We start from the raw sequence: 20,164 nt of genomic DNA, 5'->3' as shown, positions 1-20,164 counted from the left end.
GATCAAACTCTCCAATAAAGTGTTTGACTTGCTCATTTTGAAACTGACTTGCTTGCGAGAACCGAAGTTCTCGTTATGCTTTCAATCATTCGTTGTTCAGTTTTCAAAGATCAATGTCTTTCTCGTGATCACCGCGTCGTTCTCTCGGCAACAACTTTTATAATATACCACGTTTCAACTTTATATGCAAGCTTTTTTTGAAATTAATTTTTGTCAATCTCATTCATGCTTACTTGTTGTTGAAGCGATAAATAAGACTTTACCACCATCGCCCACACAATGCAACTAGTAAAAAAATACAGTTGCATCGACGAGGCATGTTTTCGAAAAGCTTCATTATATGTGCAAAATCAGATAGAAACATTCCACTACGTATTATGAAATATGTTATTGGAAACTTTAATATCTATGGCGGTCCATTATCCGGATTCGTACTCGCTGCAGCGTTCTTGCTACTGGTTATGTTCGGACTGCATCAAGCATTGATTCCGATCCACGCCGATTTAATCGCGCAATTCAGGGATCGGCGCTTCGAATCCTCGGTTACCTGCTAGGACTTGATGTTTCTTATATCGCTGGATTCCTGCTCACTTACTTCTTTGGCTTTACAAAAGAACTGATATTAGAGCATAATAAAGACAACTGAGCCATAAAACAATACATGAAAAATAGGGCATCTTGGAGCATACTACTCCGAAGATGTCCTATTTTCTTCATCCATGTTATAGAACAAATCGGAGGGCCCTCGCAATGATGGGAAGTATTTTGACGCAAATTCAGGCTTTGTACAATAAATTACCGCAATCGGAGCAGAAAGTAGCTCGCTATATTCTTGACCATCCGGAAGATGCGGCGAAAATCAGCATTCATGAACTCGCTGTAAAATCGGATACAAGCGGCGAATCCGTCGTCCGATTCTGCCAATCGCTGCATGTCGATGGCTTCCCCCAACTCAAAATAAGACTCTCCTTAGATATGGCGAAGAATGAGCGGCCAACCTACTATGATTTCGATCCAAGCGATGAGACGGAGTCGATCATTAAGAAGACCTTATCGAATAGCGTTCAAGCGCTGCAAGATACAGCCACTTCTCTGAACAGTCACACCATTGATCAGATCGTAGAAGCGATGGCACAAGCGCCAGCCATCTATTCGTTCGGGATCGGTGCCTCATCCGTCGTAGCCGAGGATATTGCCCAGAAGTGGATGCGTCTTGGGAAAACAGCTTGCTCATTCCATGATCTTCATGTTCTGGCTGTCAATATTGCAAATGCGCCTCCAGGTTCGGTATTCATCGGTGTATCCTATAGCGGGGAGACGAATGAAGTCGTGCAATCTACGCGACTCGCGAATAAGTACAAGCTAACAACGGTCGGGATCGCACGTTACGGAGATCACGAACTCTCCGCGACCGCTAAGTACATGTTATCTATCGCCCATGAACCCGAGGCTGTGTTCCAAAGCGCTGCAACTAGCTCACGACTGGCGCAGCTGCTTGCCGTAGATACCCTATTCTTCGCTTACGCTTCATTACAACATGACGCGACGATCAAACAACTTACCGAGACCAGCCAAGCGATACGTATTTTGTATCAACAATCATAATCAAATTCCTTAAAATATCCCATTCTTTCCTATCAAAAAAGCCGAGCGTATCGTCACCTTCCTGACGATACGCTCGGCTTATTTTGAATCCATATGATCGATTTAGCCTTCTCCGCCCATGAACACGTAACGTGCAAGAACCAAGATGAACAAAATCCACATTAACCAATGAACCTTATGATTGCTCTTCCCTGTCATGTTACCTACAAATGCGAAGATAACATAAGAGATGATACCTAACGAAATCCCGTTCGCAATACTGTATGTGAAAGGCATGAATGCAATCGTCAAGAATGCAGGGATACCAATCGTCATATCTTTAAAGTCAATTTCGCTTACCGATTGAACCATTAGCACACCAACAATGATCAAGGCTGCTGCTGTTGCCGATCCTGGGATCAACGCAACCGCTGGTGCTAAGAACAATGCTGCTAAGAAGCAAAGACCTGTTGTTACAGAAGTCAATCCCGTACGTCCGCCTGCTGCAACCCCTGCAGAACTCTCTACGAATGTCGTTACTGTACTTGTACCTACTGCCGCGCCGCCTGTTACAGCGATCGCATCGACGAACATGGCCTTACCTACACGTTTGTTGCCTTCTTCTTTGTCCTTCATGAATCCTGCACGTGTTGCTGTACCTACAAGCGTACCAAATGTATCGAACAATTCAACGAATGTGAAGGTAACAATAATGGATACGATACCTACACCCATCATCCCCTCGAAATCGAACTGCCAAAAGTTCAACTGACTGAAATCAGGCATCCAAGTCGCTGGCGTTGTACTGACTGCTTTGAGATGATCATAAAATAATGCCCATCCGATCAAGGACGTTCCAATGATACCGAAGAAAATCGCACCTGGTACACGAAGCACCATAAGAATACCGATCAACGCGATACCAATGAGCGCAATCATGACATCTGGATTCGTAAAGCTGCCCATCGAGAATACCGATTCGAATCCAAGAAGCGGCGTGAATGCTCCAGCCTTGATATCCTTCGTCGATTCAACGGCAACTGACAAGATACCGCTGTTCTTCAAGCCAACAATTGTAATAAAGAAGCCAATACCTACCGTAATCGCATGCTTCAGTCCATCAGGAATCGCCACTAAGAGTAACTGCCGAAGCTTGGTAACCGTTAAAATGAAGAAGATAATACCGGACATAAATACCGCTGTTAACGCGATTTGCCAAGTCACCGGATGATTACTCGATGCTGTCGAAATAATAACCGATGCAAAATATGCATTAAGACCCATACCTGGTGCAAGTGCTACTGGAAAGTTAACGAAAATCCCCATTGCGATTGTGAATACGCCCGCCGCAATTGCTGTCGCCAAAAATACGGAGTACCATTCCATGCCTGTTTTACCGAAAGCTGATAAGATGTTCGGGTTGACCGCCAAAATGTAAGCCATGGTCATAAACGTTGTGATCCCCGCCAAAACCTCAGTTCTGACATTTGTTCCGTGTTCCTTTAACTTAAAGAAACGATCCATTGTAAAGACTCCTCCTAAAAGTTTTATAAGCGCCAAGCTTATGAAATAGGGAACAACAAAAATAACCTAGGATAAAATATCTCCTAGGCTCGCATCCAAAAGAAATCAAAGCACGCCGTATGAATAGGGCAGCACTTCTTCTCTCTTTTCGTAGCCAGATCATTTACGGTGACCTTGTAGAGACTCTCGGGCCGATTCCCAAGATTATACGAAAAATCGCAATCAATTTTGTTATTCATCTATATTGTAGAGGATAGGGTCGAATTTTGTCAATGGAAAACGCGAATATTCTTATGTTCATTTAAAGTTAATGTTCGGGAATCGTTAAAATTCAAAACAAAAGACGACCAAGAACTGCCCGTAGACAATCCTGATCGTCTTGTAATCCCCTATCCTTTGATTCCCGTTGTTGCAATACCGCCGACAATATAGCGCTGTGCGAAGAAGAACAAGGCAAGCGGCGGGATACAGATGAGGAACGTAACTGCCATAATCGATACCATATCGACGCCGAACATCCCTCTGAACTGCGACAAACCAAGCGTAAGCGTGTATTTGCTCTGATCATTCAAGAAGATCAACGGACCTAAGTAATCATTCCAGCTGCTTAGGAAGTGGAACACGCCGACTAGAATTAGCGCCGGAGTCATGAGCGGAACGATTAATCGAATAAAAATCTGGATCGGGTTCGCGCCGTCGATCCGTGCAGCTTCCTCCAGCTCAACCGGGATTCCCATAATAAATTGGCGTAATAGGAAAATGAAAAAGGCCGATCCGAACCATGCTGGAATAATAAGCGGTTTCAGCGTATTGATCCAACCCAGGTAGTTAAATTCCATATACTGCGGAATCATCGTCACTTCCCACGGAATCATCATTGACGCGAGCAAGATCATAAACAGCATGTCTTTTCCCTTGAACCGAAACCGTGCAAACCCATATGCTACAAGTGATGAAGAAACGAGCTGACCTACCAAGGATAACCCTGTGACGAGCAAAGAGTTCTTCAAGAACACGTTAAAAGGCTGCGACTCCCATGCGGTTATAAAATTGTCCCAATGAAAGACAGATGGAATCCACTTCGGCGGGAACACATACAGCTCTTCCGGCGATTTCACAGCCGTCGTGATCATCCAGAAGAATGGTGCCAAGAACAATAATGAGAAGAAAATAAGAACGACGTAAATGAATATTTTTTTCATCGGTATCACCCCGTTTATACGTATCTGTCGAATCGGTCATTCTTGTGCAATCTCAGCATAGTCGTCTATTTCTTGCCTTGCTTCATTTCCCCTTCGTAGTAGACCCACGCGGATGAAGACTTGAAGACAATCAGCGTTAGCGAGAGCACAATCGCAAACATGAACCAAGCATTGGCGGAGGAATAGCCCATTTTGGAATATTTAAAGGCATTCTCGTACATGTACATCGCGTAGAAATAGGTAGAGTTCAGCGGCCCCCCGCCTGTCATCACAAGGGCTAGGGTCAGCTGCTGGAATGCAGCAATAATGGTCGTAATCAAGTTGAACAAAATGGTCGGGCTTAACATCGGCAATGTGATACGCGTGAACTGCTTCCATTTGCCGGCACCGTCAATCGCTGACGCTTCGTACATATCCTTCGGGATGTTCTTGAGTCCCGCGAGGAAAATGAGCATCATGGAGCCTTGTCCCCATAAACTTGCGATAACCATCGCAACGGGCGCCCATGTTGGACTAATGAGCCATTTCGGCCCTTCAATTCCGATCACGGAGAGAATATAGTTCAGGATCCCGTATTCGCCATCGAATACCCAGGACCAGATCATCGCTAGTGCAACACCGGAAATAACGGATGGTAAGTAGAACGCTGTCCGGAAAAACCCACTGCCCTTCACGTTCTTGTTCAGCAGCATCGCGAGCAGCAAGGCAATAATGATATTCAGCGGCACAAAGAGAACAGCGAATTTCATCGTCACGCCGAGAGATTCCCAGAACAACGGATCGTTCGTGAACATCTCTTTATAGTTGGCTAACCCAATGAATGTCTTGTCTCCAACAACAGGCCATTCATAGAAGCTAATTATGAGGGAGAAAATGAGCGGTCCCAGTGTAAAGGCAAGAAACCCAATTATCCAAGGCAACGTGAACAAATAAGGAATACTCATTTGCTTGAATCGAGCAGGCGTCCGCTTTTTAATAGATTCCATTAATATCGTTCCTTTCAGGAGATGTTCGGAAAGCCCGTTAGACATCGTTGGTGTGGTTTCATTGTAGTCTGAATGAAAGCGCTTTTACACGGTCATCTGTTTCCCAATAGGTGGCACTTTGTTCGAGAAAAATGTCGGGCTTTTCTGCACGTGGAGGGAGAATGTTTGGATGGTTTCGTTCTTTTGTTCGGTGATAAAAATAATCTCTAACCTCCTACTTTTGCGCGTAGGGAGGGACGGGTATGGGGGCTCCAATCGCTGTTGAAATCCTGTCCATTTTGATTTTATTTTTCAGAGGTTTTGGACAGAATTCCAAAGGCGAACGCTACGCTTCTCCACCCCCATACCCGTTCCCTTCGGTTCAACTATCAGCTCCCCTCTACTTTTCTCCCAAACAAAAAACAAAACCCGGTGAGAAACTCACCGGGCTTTGAACTTTTATCCTATTTTTTATCCACGTATTTCTTCGCATCTTTCACGGCTGCATTTAATGCATCCTGCGCATTCTCGCCGAGCATAACGGAGTCAATCGCTGTCGTTAAGTAACGATTCACAAGCTTCCAGTTGCTGTTCAACAAGAACGAAGGCGTATTGTCCGAACGCTCCAGCATGTTGTAGAACGGTACATACAGCGGGTTCTCATTAAACTTCATTTCTTCTACAAGGCTTTTACGAATTGGCAAGTCGGAATTACTGCGCATCTTGATCACTTCATTCGAGACGAAGAATTTCGTGAACTCCCATGCAAGATCCTTCTGCTTGGATTGCTTCGCCACCGAGATTGCGCTTAGTGCTACGATACCTTTGACCGGCTTGCCAGGGAAGACAGGCATTTCAACAGTACCAAAATCCACCTTCGCCGTCTTGAAGCCTTCCAACGGCCATACGCCGCTCTCCCACATGGCGATTTTGCCCGCTTTGAATACATCGTCGCCACTCATCTGGTTCTTGCCCCCTACGAGTGCAGCAGAACCATCCTTCAGCATATCGCCGAACTGCTGGATCGCTTGCGCCGTCTCTGGGCTGTTCATTTGACCTTCAATGTCTTTGCCATCGGCGCTTACGAAGCTGCCGCCGTTACTCCAGACGATGCCTTGTAGATCGTACGGGTCATTCGAAGTACGAATGCCGAATCCATATTGCTTCTTAGCTGGGTTGGAGAGCTTCTTCGCTGCTGCCTTGAAGTCATCCCATGTCCAACCGTCTTTTGGATACGGAACACCCGCATCATCGAACATTTTCTTATTGTAATACAATGCGCGAGTCGTAAATCCGCTCGGCAGACCATAGGTCTGTCCATCGACTTTCACGTAATTGAATAGACTTTCATAGATGTCATCGAGCTTCAAGCTCGCGTCTTTTGACATGAAGGAATCCAATGGCTCCAGGTTCGTGTAGTACGTCGGGAAATCCCACATCAGCATGACATCCGGCGGGTTGCCTGCACCGAAGGACGCAGCAAGCTTCTGGTCGAATCCGTCTGCATATGGTTCAATCTGAACTTTGACGCCTGGGTGCTGCTTCTCGAACAATTTCGCGATATCCTGTTGTACCTTCAGACTGTCACCTGTATCCCATGTTGCAAAGCGAAGTGTTTTCTCTGTGTCCTTGCTTCCCGAACTTCCTTCGCCGCCTTGGTTCGATGTTGCTCCCCCACCGCCGCCGCAAGCACTAACCGTTAATGCAATCAACAATAATAGCGTTGTGACCATAGAACGTTTGTTACTCATGGATGATTGCCCCCTCAAACCATTTTTATCAATCAATTGATTACTCTCACTTTAAGAAAAATAAAGCGTTTTCAAAACGGCTTTTTGTTTCACGGCAGGGGTTAATTTGTCTTAAATTTTAACAGGATTCTTCTTTTTGTTCGGCCCGATATTGCGAAGGAGTCATCCCGCAGTATCGCTTAAACCATTTGCTTAAGTACTTGCCGTCCACCATGCCGATCTGCTCCGCAATGCCTTGCAGGGTCATATTCGTATTCGCCAGCAAATCCATCGCCACCCGCAGACGCATCCGGTACAGCAGCTCGATGAAATTCTCACCGGTAACCTTCTTAAACAGCGTACTGAAATGACTTCGACTTAGGCCGATCCGATGTGCGACATCACTAACAGACCACGGCTCCCGCAGATCCTCCGCAACAAGGCGTATCGCATTCGTAATCGTCTCCGGCCAAGAATGGACCTTCAGCTCGAATTTCTTCTCAAGCTCAGCTTCCTGATGCAGCTTCGTCACCGCCTCAAGCCAAGCATCCATGCCTTGCAAAGGTCCCGTCCCGCTCCAATGGAACGAAGGAATACGGCTCTTCACGTCCTTGAACAACGCCTCAAGCGCCTCACGATCCTTATAGCGTATAAAATAGAACGTTCGATCCGTTCCGCATAAAATGCTCTCGCAACCGACTTGCAGCCGACTCTCGATGTCAGACCAAATTAAATTTTCTTCTGTTACAAAGGACTTCGCCAAATAAACGCTGTGCGGCTCTTCCATCCACGACCAATGCGACTCCCAACGCGCCTGCAGCTCACTACGGAATTCGTTGCGGAAGCCGCATAACCAAGCATAGAAAGAAGCATTCCAACGTGCACGATCATCGAGAACAGACATGCTGCCTGCTTGCTCCGTATCAATGTCTTCTTGGAATTTGCGCAGGAACTCATTCAATTCTTCGTCTTCGAACGCTGTCTTGAGCAAATAGCCAGAGGCCCCTAACGAGATCCCTTGCTGGGCAAATTCGAAATCTCGATGGCAGCTAAGAAGAAGGATCCGGGTCGACGGCGCTTCCTTTTTCACCCGCCGAGCGAATTCGATGCCGTTCAGCTCCGGCATGACGATATCCGTGATGATCACTTCGGGACGCAGCTCCGTAAAAGCCTCCCAGCCCTTCTGACCATTCGGCACATCCGCGACGACCTGCATGTTATAGCGCGCCCAATCGACGGTTGCAACCAGTCCTTTGCGCACGATACTCTCATCATCAGCAATTAATACTTTAATGGGTGATTTGGTTGTCATGTTCATCCTCCTCCTTCTTCGGCCAACGTATTGTGATGACCGTGCCTTGACCAACAACAGATTGAATATCCAGGCCATATAATGGTCCAAAATGAAGCTTGAATTTCTGATCGACGTTGTTCACGCCGAGACCTCTGCCCCGCTTACTGCGATACGTCCCTTGGAGCAATTTCTGCCTATTCTCCTCCGTCATGCCTTTGCCATTGTCCGTTAGTCGAAGCACGAGATCCTCACCATCCTCTTCTACCGTGACACGTATCGTACCGCATCCATCCTCGAACGCATGGAAAAAAATATTCTCAAGCAGCGGCTGTAAGCTCATCCGTGGAATGACATAGTGCATCAGCGATTCATCTACCTGCTGCTCATAATTCACTTCATGCTCATAACGAATCCGCTGAATATGGAGGAAGTGATCGATAATATCAAGCTCCTTGCGCAGTGTAACCAGCTCTTGCGTGATATCCAGATTGCCCTCGAGCAGCATGGCCAGATGATAGAGCATTTTACGAATATCCTCATTGCCTTGAAGCCTTGCTTTCCATTGAATCGAATTGAGCGTGTTGAACAACAGGTGTGGATTGATCTGATAATGAAATGCTCGCAGCTCTGCTTCTTTCTTCAACTTCTCTGTGATTGTAATCTCTTGAACCAAATCTTGAATTTGCCCGATCATGCGATTGAAGCTGTGTGCCAGAACCCCTAATTCGTCACGATCCTGTACGGGTATTCTGGTCTGCAATCTCCCTTTCCCTGCGAGGAACATTGATTCTTTGAGCCGTTTAATCCGGCCCGTTACACGGGAGGAGAATAGGAAGCCAAGCAGCAACGCAAGCAGACCCGAGAACAACAGGCCGACGACGGTATACGAGCGAATGATATTCGAAGATTGGAAAAAGGACTTGTACGGCAGTCTCGCTTCCAGTGTCCAATCATTCAGGGATAAAGATTTGGACCATACAACATCATTCTCTTGCGGCTTAAAGGCATGTGCAGACTGATAGATCAGCTGTCCCGCACTGTTCTTGATCGTAAGCATCGCCTGTGTGCTCTTCTCGAACAAATGGAATAATTCATACATCTTATCTGCATTCATCTCGATGAGAATACGGCTATCCTTCAGCGCCCCCTGCTGATTGCGAATCGGTACGACGAGGCCGAGCACCTTCTCATTTTCAGTAAATTCCTTGTAATGCCTTGGCGTGTAGAACCCCGGCCAATATTCCCCGGCATAATCGGCGGGAATTGCCTTCCACCAAGCCTGCTCCTTCAAGATCGTCGTCTTAATGGAATTCTCCCCGTAGAAGTAGCCGGACTTCGTAATAATAAATAATCCCCGCTGCTTCACAGTTTTAAGCGCTTTCAGAAAATCTTCTAAATCACTCTGTTCATGCAAATCCGAATAGGAGCGCGGGATTTCTCGATGTATAGCGATCCGTGACGGGTTCAACAAGTATGCGTGTACATATTCGGTCACGAGCTCCATTTGACTAAGTTCCGAATCCAGCTGGTATTGCAGCTGTGTCACCGCATTGCTCCCATACTTGCCTAATTGATCCTGAAGCAGTTCCGAGGATTTCGTAAATGACAGCCAGCCGAGCGTGAAGAGCGGCAATAGTGCAGCGATAAGGAATAGTATAACGAGCTTCAGCCGAAGACTCCGACGCGGCGCAAGTAGTCGATGAAAAATCATTTGTATCCGCTGATAGTGCATAAGTTGCCTCCTGCTCTGAGCATGTTCGTACCCTAAAGTAAATGAAGTTTATCACACACCTACTTCGCTGACAATCCAGAACATCATTCCAAAAATATCCCCACAAAAAACAAAGGAATGCCAAACATAAACGACTTCGTCGTCCTCACTAGGACGATAAGCGCTTTAAGCGAGAAATATAAGAACAGTTTATCCGTATAAATCTCCAAAAGCGCACGATTCCCATAAGGCTTAGAAACGTGCGCTTCTTGTTATGCGTTCACATATTCATTCGCAAGCATTAGATAGACACTGGAAGTCCAAGTAAAGGCACGATCACGGAGTCCTGTACCTTGAATGGCATCGAAATTCTCTGCCATGCCATGGGTGTTCGCCATCCGGCAGAACCGCTGTGCTGCAACACCAGCCAACTCGGTATATCCCCCGCGGCTGAGCCCATCGACGAGCAGCATCATGACTGGTGCCCAAATCGGTCCACGCCAGTATCCATCCGGTTCATAATGCGGGCTGTTCATGCTCTCGGTTGCGAATCCATTCGGCGATAAGAATCGCTCCTCATCAGATAGCGCTTGGATGAGCGTATCTTGAACCTCTTGCGGCAACCGCTGGCCCAAAATGATTGGCATATAATTGATCAGGCTCTCGCCCGCTAACCGCTCATGCGTACCTGTTCGAACGGCTCTAAGTTCACCATTCTGCCAGAAGTGCTCCAGCATACGATCGAGTGTCCGCTGGGCCAAGGCATGCCATTCGGTGGCTTCGTGTGTCTTTCCAAGCTCCTCGGCAATCCGGCCAAGCGTCTCGCATTGCAGCACAAGATAAGCACATAGATCCGGGCTCTCCACAGCGCCACGCTCATGGAAAATCGTACTGTTATCCCAGCCGCTGTCATTACCATGGTTGTATTGTGGGATACCATCACGATCATCATCTCGCTCGTTATACCACCAACGGGTCCAACGTGCGAGTGGTTCATAGACTTCGCGAAGCTGTGCTTCACCAATCCAATCGGTACGATCCATCATCCATGCTAATGTCCAGCCGTGAATCGGCGGCTTATTGCAGTTCCACAAGGCATATTTATCATTCATAAAATCGGGCAGCAGCCCGCTCTCATCTTGACGATCAAAGAAGATCATAAATTGATCCCATGCGAGTGCTGGGTTGGAACGAACTAGCGCCATCGCATTGAAGCAATGATCCCAACTCCAAATGTTCGTCATCCAGTTCTTCGACATATACATCGCAGGGCGTGTCAGATATCCATCCACAGGGACAACACAAGACCATGTTATATATGAAGCCAGCTCTCTGCCTGACGCATAGGCTTCATCGGACGGCAAAGTCGACTGCCTCCACGCTTCATATTCTGCAGCGACATACTGCATCCCTTCATCGAATGATGGGAACTCTCGCTCAAGCCACGTCGTGCGGTACTCCTCAACGCGGAACTCGGCGATGTTCGTCGCTGCATCAGGCACAAAATGCGCCTTCACATGTGTACATTTCGTCCGCACCCATGGGGCATCCATCTCGATCTGTCCTTGAACCGAGGTGAGCATGAACCGTACTTCATTCAAGAAGCTGTTCACTTCCCAGCGGTTGTCCTTCATTTGCATGGCATAATCATAATCGCCACCGGATAAGGTAAGTCGAACGCCAACCCCCTCCGCCCGGAAGCCTACTGTGCGGCCATCGAAGATACAGATCTCTGCATATCCGCTGCTCGACTCCATTCGAAGGCGTGATGGTGTTGCATGCGTCGTGTATGGAACATCCTCTCCTTGAGCAGTCAACTCAATGCGGAAAGCCGCCCCGCTCGTCATATCTCCGCCGCGTACCGTGCGCAGATAGACTCCTTCTGGACGATCTCCCGAAGCACGTAAATACGATATAGTTAGAAACGAGCCGTAACGGCTGAATGGAATAGTACGAATATCATAAGTGAAAGTCATGAACTGCTCCTCCTCTAGTGCGATAGCGCTTACAAAGATTCCGATAATACACCCATTGTAGGCCATGGAAACCGCATTGCAGTTGCACACCCGTACGGATTTGCTCGTATGTCTGTTAGAAAGGTCACGCTTTCAAGTCATTTATTCGTCTATTTGTTTGGTTTATTTCGTCTATTTGTTCGATACGGGGTAGTTCGTGGGGTGATGGGGCTAATAAAACCGGGTATTGGGAGGGTATGAGGATCAAGTGAGCACAAACTGCTGCTTTTGGGCAGTTATTTGTGATGCATGGCGCTCATATGAGCCTTTTAACTGCTTTTTAGCAGTTATTTGCGATGCATGGAGCTCATATGAGCCATTTAACTGCTTTTTAGCAGTTATTTTTACTCCTGCGCAAAATGTAGACCCGCCGGCAAAAAAACCGCCGTAAGCTGATAGCTCACGACGGTCTTGTCCGTTTCGAATATTAATCTATTCCCACTCGATCGTCGCTGGTGGCTTCGAAGTCACATCGTACACGATGCGGTTAACGTTCTCTACTTCGTTGACGATACGAACCGAAATTTTCTCAAGCACATCCCAAGGGATACGCGCCCAGTCCGCTGTCATGCCGTCGATCGATGTTACCGCACGAATACCTACCGTGTAGGAATACGTACGCGCATCACCCATGACTCCAACGCTCTTCATGCCCGGAAGTGCCGTGAAGTATTGCCAGATCTCGCGGTCAAGACCTGCCTTAGCAATCTCCTCACGCAGAATCGCATCGGACTCGCGAACGATCACTAATTTCTCTTCTGTCACTTCGCCTAGCACGCGGATCGCAAGACCCGGGCCTGGGAACGGTTGACGATGAACGATCGCATCCGGCAAGCCGCACTCCGTTCCGACTTTACGCACTTCATCTTTGAACAATGCTTTGAGCGGTTCAATAAGCTCGAAGTGCATGTCTTCTGGCAAACCGCCTACGTTGTGGTGCGATTTGATTGTGTGCGCCGTTGCAGTACCGCTCTCGACGATATCTGTATAGAGCGTGCCTTGTGCTAGGAAATCGAATTGACCCAATTGCTTCGACTCTTCATCGAAGCAGTAGATGAATTCGTTACCGATAATTTTACGCTTCTGTTCTGGATCCGATACACCCGCTAGTTTTCCTAAGAAACGGTCGCGTGCATCAATTTTCACCACGTGCATATCGAACTTGCCAACGAACGTCTCCATTACGCTCTCAGCCTCATCCTTACGCAGTAAACCGTGGTCGATGAACATACAAGTCAATTGATCTCCGATCGCTTTGTGCAGCAAGATCGCAACAACCGATGAATCTACGCCGCCGCTAAGCGCACATAGAACTTTACGGTCGCCCACTTGGTTACGAATATCTCTGATCGTATCATCGATAAATGTCTCCATGCTCCAGTTGCCAGTGCAATCGCAGACATTGTATAAGAAGTTGCGAATCATTTCATTCCCGTGTACGGAGTGACGTACTTCCGGATGGAATTGAACCGCGAAGAAATTCTTCTCAGGGTGAACCATCGAAGCGATTGGCGCATGCTCTGAGCTACCTACGGTCTTAAAGCCAGTTGGAAGCGCAACAACGTGGTCGCCATGGCTCATCCATACAGACTGCTTCGCATCAAGACCACCGATAAGACGGAAATCTGCTTCGAAGTCTACATCTGCTTTACCGTACTCGCGTTTGTTCGCACGTTCCACTTTACCACCAAGCTGGTGCGCCATCAGCTGCATACCATAGCAAATGCCTAGAATTGGCAATCCCAATTCGAAGATTTCTGGATCAACTTGCGGAGAATTCTCTTCATATACACTTGTCGGTCCGCCAGAGAATACAATCCCCTTCGGAGCGATCTCACGAATGCGTGCAGCAGACGTATTGTAAGGCAATAACTCGCTGTATACCCCTAAGTCGCGGATACGTCTTGCGATAAGTTGGTTATATTGTCCCCCGAAATCGAGAACAACAATAATTTCATTCGGTTTATCCATTAGTAACGTGCCTCCCTCAATTCATGAAGTTAATTATACGAACCGAAAATCCCACCGTCAAGGCAAGTTCGCTTCGAAATACTGCTTTCGAGGGAGCATAGCGCTTATCTGTCAACCTCGATTCTTCCCCATGCAAAATTGAATCAGTCGATTCCTCGTTAACCGATCATACTGATGGGGGTGGAATGTGATCGCTTCCATAGCAAACACCGCTTGCATCAGCGAAACCTTCTTATTGTCAGCTTTGCCATCCAGCCGCTCAATATATTCACGCATCGTTAAATCTTGCGACTTCGCCCCATACTGCTGAATCCATGTCTGCCATAAGAGCCGCGCTACACGCTCGATTCGTCTTGGATCCTCATGGGATGTACGGAAGCGGAGAACCGCCCAGTGTAATCGGATGTACAAATGATATCGAAGCCAGAGCCATACCCCTAGAATAATGAAACCGAGGATCCATCCGCCTGTTAGGATCCAGCTTGCGTTCCAGTTCTGTGCAGCATCATAGAGCTCTGACAATATCACCTTCAACCCTTGAAACGCCTGAATTAGCAAACTAGAGGCTTGCGGTTCAGAACCGGACGGTGTCGCAGCATCAACCGATGGTTGGTTTGAACCCGTCTCTGTCTGTGTGGAACTCGATATTGCAGGTGGTGTAGGCCGCCCTGCTGCGAGCTGCTCTGATCCAATGCCCTTTTCTTCATCGCCTGGCTGAAATCCTGGAGTAGGCTCAAATGGAATCCAACCCGCTCCTGGAAAATACACTTCAACCCATGCATGAGCATCGCTCATCCGCACGGTATACACATTCGCTGTATCTTCGGAAGGTTCACCCGGCGCGAATCCTTTGACCCATCTTGCTGGAATACCTTGCGTGCGCAGCATCACAACCATGGCGGTTGAGAAATGATTACAGTAGCCTTTGAGCTGAGTGAACAGAAAGTCATCGACGAAATCTGCGCCTTTGGGCGGTACTGCTGTATTCGTTAAGGTGTAGGTATAGTACGTCCTTAAATATTGTTCAATGGCTTTCACTTGATCATAGCGATTCGTATGACCTGTGATGATCTGCTTAGACAGCTCTGATACTCTGTTCGGCAGCGAAGCAGGCAGCTGAAGATAGTCACGTGAAACGGACGCAGGATCGGATCCTTTGATCTGCCGGAGCTTATCAGGAGCTGCCTCAGGCATTCGCACATCAACCATATATCCTGTTAACAGCTTTCCTTGCCCGATCGTATCTACACGTAATGCACCATCTTCCGGATGGACCTGAATCGCTGCCTCTGATGCATTCGCTTGACGAATGGCCGAAGCGGTATCGGATCCCGACGCCTTTACATGCAATTGACTCAAACCTGTTATCTCTCCCCCTGCAAATAAAGGCCACTTCTGCATCGATATCGGGTTAGAGGACGTAAACCGAATCGACTGCTGAATCGATGGCAACGTGCTGCCTTCCTGATCGGGCGTTATAGGCGCAATGGGATCCCATTGCTGAAGGGGTTCCCATACATCGATCGAACCCGTCCAGCCTCGACCATCATAGACGCGCCTCGTCTCACCACGCCAATAGGATCGAACAGGAGATGTCGCTTCGAATACAATCGAAGGATCGGATTCGAGAGCTCCTCCCAGGGTCTGATCATTCTCGCTATATCCCGTCTCTCCTGATATCTTCGCAAGGGAAGCGGTCTGTGTCTTCGCTGTATCCAGCCAATTCACAAGATCTGTCCCGATCGTCTCCGCCGCCCATTGTTCCAGTCCAGCGAATTCCTGATCCCAAGCAACAGGCTTCACATTGGCTTGTTCAGCACGCCCGGCGAAGAGATATCCACTTCCTAAGCACAACATCACCGCAACGAGTGCGCCCGCCATCCATCGTCTCGGCCAGCCGAGCAGCATGGCCTGATTCCGACTCCAGCTCTTCGCAGCACGCCTCCCTTGTTCCAGGGTAATGATACGCAGAAGCGCAATAAGCAGCAGTGATTCCGCCACCGTTCGAATCATGCCCAGGGTGGTATCCATGCCGAAGCCCCAGAGCAGAATGATTTGATAGATCAAGGTGATGCTGATGAACAGCATACTGCTCTGGCGATGAATCGCTAGCGTTTGCACCGATGTTACGAGCATGGCCCATCCGATCAATAAGAGACCTGTACGGAGCTCGCCGCTATTCACAAACCCACCGCCGCTCATTTGCAGCAGTAGACTCAAATTGGTAGCGAGTGAAGACATCATGCTCCCCAGTGCTTCCAGCCAGGAACTGCCCGTGGATGCGTAGATACTGATCCAAGTTCCGATGCAGGTCAGCGTATACAAAGACATCCGGATCGCCGTATGAAGCGTTAGGCAGCCGATCAGGAGGAAGCACGCGAGTGCTGCAAATAGCGGTGAAATCCGGTAAAAATCAATATTCTCTTGCAAGTGATACAGTGGGATCAACCATTCAGCGAACAGTCCGAACAATAATAATGAAATCATCGCACTTCGCATACGTTGACTTGTCTCATGCACTGACATCTTCCACACCTCCTCGCGGGGTTGGCAGCAGACCTTGCTTCGGCTCGATCCGATATAGTGTCGCTCCGATACGCTCCATGCGTTCGAGCCACATCTGTTCGTCCGGACTCACCTGATCGCGTTCCATCACCCACACCCATTCCAAGGGATGCCCTTGCGTGAAAAGCCACTGTGCGACCTCAGCTGCTTCCTGATCCATTCGTTCCGATACAATAGCAAATACCGTTCCACGCGGCTCACGCATTGCCGTATGCCTGATAGCTGTCAATAATGATGCTTGTCCCTTCGGCCCCACCTCAGCAAAATATTGCATGATCTCTGCTGTCATAAAGTTCTTCAGCAGCCACGTTCGACGTCCATCTAACTGATGGCTGACGAGTGAAATTTCCGTTCCCATCGACAGGAGCTGCTCCAGCCGAGCGACACTCCAAGCAATCATCATTTCGAATCGTTTCCGCTTGCCTGAAGCCGTATCCAATATAAAACACACATAAGGCTCCCCCACACGATCTGGCAATCGGAGCTGCCATCTTCCTTGCTTCGCTGAGCTCTTCCAGTGGATTCGCTTCCACGGATCTCCCGGAACATATTCCCTCAGTTCGGTTCCGAGCGTTGAGGACTCCATTCCCGTTCGAGGCAAGTTCTGCTCCTCCGTGATGGAAGGCACGGAATATCCTGTTAACGCCTGTGGCCAACCGATCCGAGCCGGATAGATCAGAATCGATTCATCCGTCTTCACCTGTTTCTTCTTCGTAAAAAATCCAAATAAGTCTCCCGAACAGACCTCCATATCTGCAAAAGCATACCTCCCCCGCGCAAGCCCACCGACGCGGTAAACATACGTGATCCGCGATCGAAAACCTGGCAAGCAGAGATGGGTATGGGTAAAGATCGGTTGCGGTTGTGTACCCTCTTGAGCGGATGTATGCACTGCACGTTCCGTGAGTGTGAGCCAGAACAACGGAATCCAAGAACGAACTATCACATCTATCGTCACCGTAAATGACTCACCGGCATAGAGATGATTCCGTTCAAGACGTCGAATGACTCGGATCTCGCGCAGTGCAAGCATCTGAATGAGGATACCGGATCCGATAACGCACGAGAACACGGTGAACAGGAACCATTCCACCGCACCATCTCGTAAGTTCGCTATAGCAAATACGGCACCCCATAACGCAAGTGCCGCGAGCCCCTTCCCTATCGTTCTCATGCTCTTCTCGCCCCCGAATCCGACTTGAACATCGGTACCGGTGCTTGGCTGATGAGATGCTTGAGCAGCTCTTCACACTGCACACCCATCATTCGCGCCTGCGGCACGAGGGTCAGGCGATGTGCTAGGACGTCGACGGCGACAAGCTTCACGTCGTCGGGCACTACATAGGCGCGCCCATGCATATACGCATGGGCTTGCGCTGCGCGCATCCACATCAGCGATGCGCGGGGGCTCACACCGAGCGCAAGGTCTGCGTGCGCTCGTGTGGACTGGGCGATCAGCACGATATAGTGCTTGATCGCCTCATCGACATGCACCGCGCGGACTTCGCGCTGCATGCGAACGATGTCTTCGGCCATCACCAGCGGCCGAAGGTCATCGATAGGGTGGAGCTGCTGCATGCGGTTCAGCAGCTCCACCTCTTCCATAGGCTCCGGGAAGCCGAGCTTGATCCGGAGCAAGAACCGATCCAGCTGCGCCTCCGGCAGCCGGTACGTGCCTTCAAAATCTTGCGGGTTCTGCGTCGCCATCAGTACGAACGGCTCGGGCAGCCGGCGCGTGACGCCATCGACCGTTATCCGCCGCTCTTCCATCGCTTCGAGCAGCGCGGACTGCGTGCGCGGCGAGGTACGATTGATCTCATCGGCAAGTACGAGATTCGCAAGTAGCGGCCCTGGGCGATATTCAAACTGCAAGGTCGCAGGATTATAGACCGAGACCCCTGTAATGTCCGACGGAAGCACGTCTGGCGTGAATTGAATCCGCTGGAATGAACCGCCGATCGATTGGGCAACCGCACGCACCAGCATCGTCTTGCCCACGCCGGGGACATCTTCGATCAAGACATGTCCGCCGCACATCATCGCGAGGAATGTCTTCATAATGGCATCTCGCTTGCCAATCATCACACTCTCGACGCGTGCAATCATTTGCTCTACTAATTCAACAGGGCGTTCTTGACGAGGTAGAATCGGATTTGAATAGGACATTTAGGCGAAACCTCCATCTCTATGAGAAAAGTTCATTTCTAATAGTTTCGCCAGATAAAGTTCGATTTAGACCTCTTAATCATCCATTATTCTGTTGTTTTATCACCCTATTCCACGGTAACCTCCCGCTTCTGCCCATCATCTACATAGCTGAGGACCTTCACATTCATAATGTCCATCAAATCTCGTAAATTCAGCTGAGTACCCCCATCTTTCATCACATAGTCAAGCGATACTTCCATATTCTCCTCTCCAGGCCGCTTAATGATCGCTACATGCTTGATCATGTTCATTTCAGCTTGCATATCGCCAACCTTCAAAATTACGGTCTGCTGCTTGCCATCCCATTGAATTTCTCCGCCCATTCGGCTCGTCATCGTCCGCAGACTGACATAGAATTGATCGCGGATCATTTGATACTCTCCGGCATTCAACTGCCAAGTAGCTGAACCATAACGTACAAATAACGGCAAGGATCGATTCATGACTTCACTCAGCGAAGCGTCTGGCCACGAGGCCGCATCCTGCATCATCATTCGATCAGCCTCCTCGGGTGACAATGCTGCCTTCACCCATTTCGACTTCTGCGCTAATCGGAATTGGACAGGTTTCACCTCAGACGTCAGTGCTGCGAACTGATATCCATTATTTTTGTAATATTGAATGATGGTCGGTAATGCCTTCACGCTCTCACTATGACCGGTACCGTCATGCATCAGCACGGTTACATGTGACTTCAGCGGCCCCGATTTTACGCCCTTAATGATCTCCGCTGCAGGAACGTTTCTACGTTTCGAATCCCCGCTATCCACATCCCAATCATGAATGATGAATCCGGCCTGTCCGAGGTGTTCGAAATAACTGGCATCGAAATTTCCATACGTCCCTCCCGGTGCACGCAGCAGCGCAGGTCGCTGGCCGACGATTTGGTTCAGAACATTCTCGGTCTTGATGATTTGCCGCCAGAATTCTCGAAAATCGGTATATAATGGCTTGTACGTGTGATTGTAAGAATGATTGCCGAGCTGATGCCCTTCTTGGACGATTCGCTTAACGAGGTCAGGATAACTTTCTGCCTGCTGGCCTAGAACGAAGAACGTTGCCTTGATCTTTTCTTTAGCCAAAATATCCAGCACTTCTGAAGTGTTTTTGCTCGGCCCATCGTCAAATGTTAAATAGACCGTCTTCGTCTCGGAAGCCTTCGTCGACTGTTCCGCATTGGCAATTCCTGCAAACAGTGTATAGTTAAAAAGGAGAAGCAGCACCATGGCCCAGCCTCTCCGATTCCATTTCATACTAACGTTCTGACGGTTATTTCGTTGATTCTTCATTCCATACCCTCCCAAGTGTCTACGAAATCATTTATTTGCTAGAGTATATGGGAAGGTATGGAGCTCTATGACTCGGTCTACAATATTAATTGCTAAACTCATAGTG

Annotated in this window: 14 protein-coding genes and 1 riboswitch; of the genes, 2 read left to right on the top strand and 12 right to left on the bottom strand. The window is 48.5% G+C overall.

What is annotated here, in order from left to right:
* Nucleotides 1–750 precede the first annotated feature (750 nt).
* Nucleotides 751–1,605, top strand: a complete 855-nt coding sequence (locus tag AC3WU2_RS08645) for a MurR/RpiR family transcriptional regulator (protein WP_492453180.1) — start codon at nt 751–753, stop codon at nt 1,603–1,605.
* 102 nt (nt 1,606–1,707) lie between these two features.
* Here AC3WU2_RS08645 and AC3WU2_RS08640 read toward each other — a convergent pair whose 3' ends face one another.
* The 3 genes from AC3WU2_RS08640 to AC3WU2_RS08630 all read right to left on the bottom strand — a co-directional run bounded on the left by AC3WU2_RS08640 (nt 1,708) and on the right by AC3WU2_RS08630 (nt 5,296).
* Nucleotides 1,708–3,108: an NCS2 family permease gene (locus AC3WU2_RS08640; RefSeq protein ID WP_492453178.1), complete on the bottom strand. Its 1,401-nt coding sequence runs from the start codon at nt 3,106–3,108 to the stop codon at nt 1,708–1,710.
* A gap of 131 nt (nt 3,109–3,239) precedes the next feature.
* Nucleotides 3,240–3,340, bottom strand: a riboswitch (purine riboswitch).
* 157 nt (nt 3,341–3,497) lie between these two features.
* Nucleotides 3,498–4,310, bottom strand: a complete 813-nt coding sequence (locus AC3WU2_RS08635; RefSeq protein ID WP_492453176.1) for a carbohydrate ABC transporter permease — start codon at nt 4,308–4,310, stop codon at nt 3,498–3,500.
* 65 nt (nt 4,311–4,375) lie between these two features.
* Entirely contained in the window at nt 4,376–5,296 is a 921-nt protein-coding gene (locus AC3WU2_RS08630) for a carbohydrate ABC transporter permease (protein ID WP_492453174.1), read from the bottom strand.
* Nucleotides 5,297–5,538: 242 nt separating this feature from the next.
* Here AC3WU2_RS08630 and AC3WU2_RS08625 point away from each other — a divergent pair, with 242 nt between their 5' ends.
* On the top strand, nt 5,539–5,730 hold the full coding sequence (locus AC3WU2_RS08625; RefSeq protein WP_492453172.1) for a hypothetical protein: 192 nt from the start codon (nt 5,539–5,541) through the stop codon (nt 5,728–5,730).
* Nucleotides 5,731–5,739: 9 nt separating this feature from the next.
* Here AC3WU2_RS08625 and AC3WU2_RS08620 read toward each other — a convergent pair whose 3' ends face one another.
* The 9 genes from AC3WU2_RS08620 to AC3WU2_RS08580 all read right to left on the bottom strand — a co-directional run bounded on the left by AC3WU2_RS08620 (nt 5,740) and on the right by AC3WU2_RS08580 (nt 20,058).
* On the bottom strand, nt 5,740–7,026 hold the full coding sequence (locus AC3WU2_RS08620; RefSeq protein ID WP_492453170.1) for an ABC transporter substrate-binding protein: 1,287 nt from the start codon (nt 7,024–7,026) through the stop codon (nt 5,740–5,742).
* Nucleotides 7,027–7,144: 118 nt separating this feature from the next.
* The gene (locus AC3WU2_RS08615) at nt 7,145–8,317 is read right to left on the bottom strand and encodes a response regulator (RefSeq protein ID WP_492453168.1); all 1,173 of its coding nucleotides are present in this window, start codon (nt 8,315–8,317) and stop codon (nt 7,145–7,147) included.
* On the bottom strand, nt 8,295–10,031 hold the full coding sequence (locus AC3WU2_RS08610; RefSeq protein WP_492453166.1) for a sensor histidine kinase: 1,737 nt from the start codon (nt 10,029–10,031) through the stop codon (nt 8,295–8,297). Before AC3WU2_RS08610 ends, AC3WU2_RS08615 begins: the two co-directional genes overlap by 23 nt.
* A 251-nt stretch (nt 10,032–10,282) precedes the next feature.
* Nucleotides 10,283–11,986 carry an amylo-alpha-1,6-glucosidase gene (locus tag AC3WU2_RS08605; protein WP_492453164.1) on the bottom strand — a complete coding sequence of 568 codons (1,704 nt, stop codon included), beginning with the start codon at nt 11,984–11,986 and terminating at the stop codon, nt 10,283–10,285.
* Nucleotides 11,987–12,457: 471 nt separating this feature from the next.
* Entirely contained in the window at nt 12,458–13,996 is a 1,539-nt protein-coding gene (gene guaA, locus AC3WU2_RS08600; protein WP_492453162.1) for a glutamine-hydrolyzing GMP synthase, read from the bottom strand.
* A gap of 111 nt (nt 13,997–14,107) precedes the next feature.
* Nucleotides 14,108–16,522 carry a transglutaminase-like domain-containing protein gene (locus AC3WU2_RS08595; protein WP_492453160.1) on the bottom strand — a complete coding sequence of 805 codons (2,415 nt, stop codon included), beginning with the start codon at nt 16,520–16,522 and terminating at the stop codon, nt 14,108–14,110.
* Nucleotides 16,509–17,735, bottom strand: coding sequence for a DUF58 domain-containing protein (locus AC3WU2_RS08590; protein WP_492453158.1), 1,227 nt, complete (start codon nt 17,733–17,735; stop codon nt 16,509–16,511). Before AC3WU2_RS08590 ends, AC3WU2_RS08595 begins: the two co-directional genes overlap by 14 nt.
* Nucleotides 17,732–18,727, bottom strand: a complete 996-nt coding sequence (locus AC3WU2_RS08585; protein WP_492453156.1) for an AAA family ATPase — start codon at nt 18,725–18,727, stop codon at nt 17,732–17,734. The genes AC3WU2_RS08590 and AC3WU2_RS08585 overlap by 4 nt, the downstream gene beginning before the upstream one ends.
* Before the next feature lie 107 nt (nt 18,728–18,834).
* Complete coding sequence (locus AC3WU2_RS08580; protein ID WP_492453153.1) at nt 18,835–20,058, bottom strand: polysaccharide deacetylase family protein; 1,224 nt, start codon at nt 20,056–20,058, stop codon at nt 18,835–18,837.
* Nucleotides 20,059–20,164 lie beyond the last annotated feature (106 nt).

This window comes from Paenibacillus sp. EB106-05-06-XG162, assembly GCF_058791655.1.
This window is presented reverse-complemented; position numbering and strand designations above follow the sequence as displayed.

Bases quoted from the DNA above. Each gene is read 5' to 3' on its own strand.
- AC3WU2_RS08645 (WP_492453180.1), top strand. From the start codon at position 751: ATGATGGGAAGTATTTTGACGCAAATTCAGGCTTTGTACAATAAATTA.
- AC3WU2_RS08640 (WP_492453178.1), bottom strand. From the start codon at position 3,108: ATGGATCGTTTCTTTAAGTTAAAGGAACACGGAACAAATGTCAGAACT.
- AC3WU2_RS08635 (WP_492453176.1), bottom strand. From the start codon at position 4,310: ATGAAAAAAATATTCATTTACGTCGTTCTTATTTTCTTCTCATTATTG.
- AC3WU2_RS08630 (WP_492453174.1), bottom strand. From the start codon at position 5,296: ATGGAATCTATTAAAAAGCGGACGCCTGCTCGATTCAAGCAAATGAGT.
- AC3WU2_RS08625 (WP_492453172.1), top strand. From the start codon at position 5,539: ATGGGGGCTCCAATCGCTGTTGAAATCCTGTCCATTTTGATTTTATTT.
- AC3WU2_RS08620 (WP_492453170.1), bottom strand. From the start codon at position 7,026: ATGAGTAACAAACGTTCTATGGTCACAACGCTATTATTGTTGATTGCA.
- AC3WU2_RS08615 (WP_492453168.1), bottom strand. From the start codon at position 8,317: ATGACAACCAAATCACCCATTAAAGTATTAATTGCTGATGATGAGAGT.
- AC3WU2_RS08610 (WP_492453166.1), bottom strand. From the start codon at position 10,031: ATGCACTATCAGCGGATACAAATGATTTTTCATCGACTACTTGCGCCG.
- AC3WU2_RS08605 (WP_492453164.1), bottom strand. From the start codon at position 11,986: ATGACTTTCACTTATGATATTCGTACTATTCCATTCAGCCGTTACGGC.
- guaA (WP_492453162.1), bottom strand. From the start codon at position 13,996: ATGGATAAACCGAATGAAATTATTGTTGTTCTCGATTTCGGGGGACAA.
- AC3WU2_RS08595 (WP_492453160.1), bottom strand. From the start codon at position 16,522: ATGTCAGTGCATGAGACAAGTCAACGTATGCGAAGTGCGATGATTTCA.
- AC3WU2_RS08590 (WP_492453158.1), bottom strand. From the start codon at position 17,735: ATGAGAACGATAGGGAAGGGGCTCGCGGCACTTGCGTTATGGGGTGCC.
- AC3WU2_RS08585 (WP_492453156.1), bottom strand. From the start codon at position 18,727: ATGTCCTATTCAAATCCGATTCTACCTCGTCAAGAACGCCCTGTTGAA.
- AC3WU2_RS08580 (WP_492453153.1), bottom strand. From the start codon at position 20,058: ATGAAGAATCAACGAAATAACCGTCAGAACGTTAGTATGAAATGGAAT.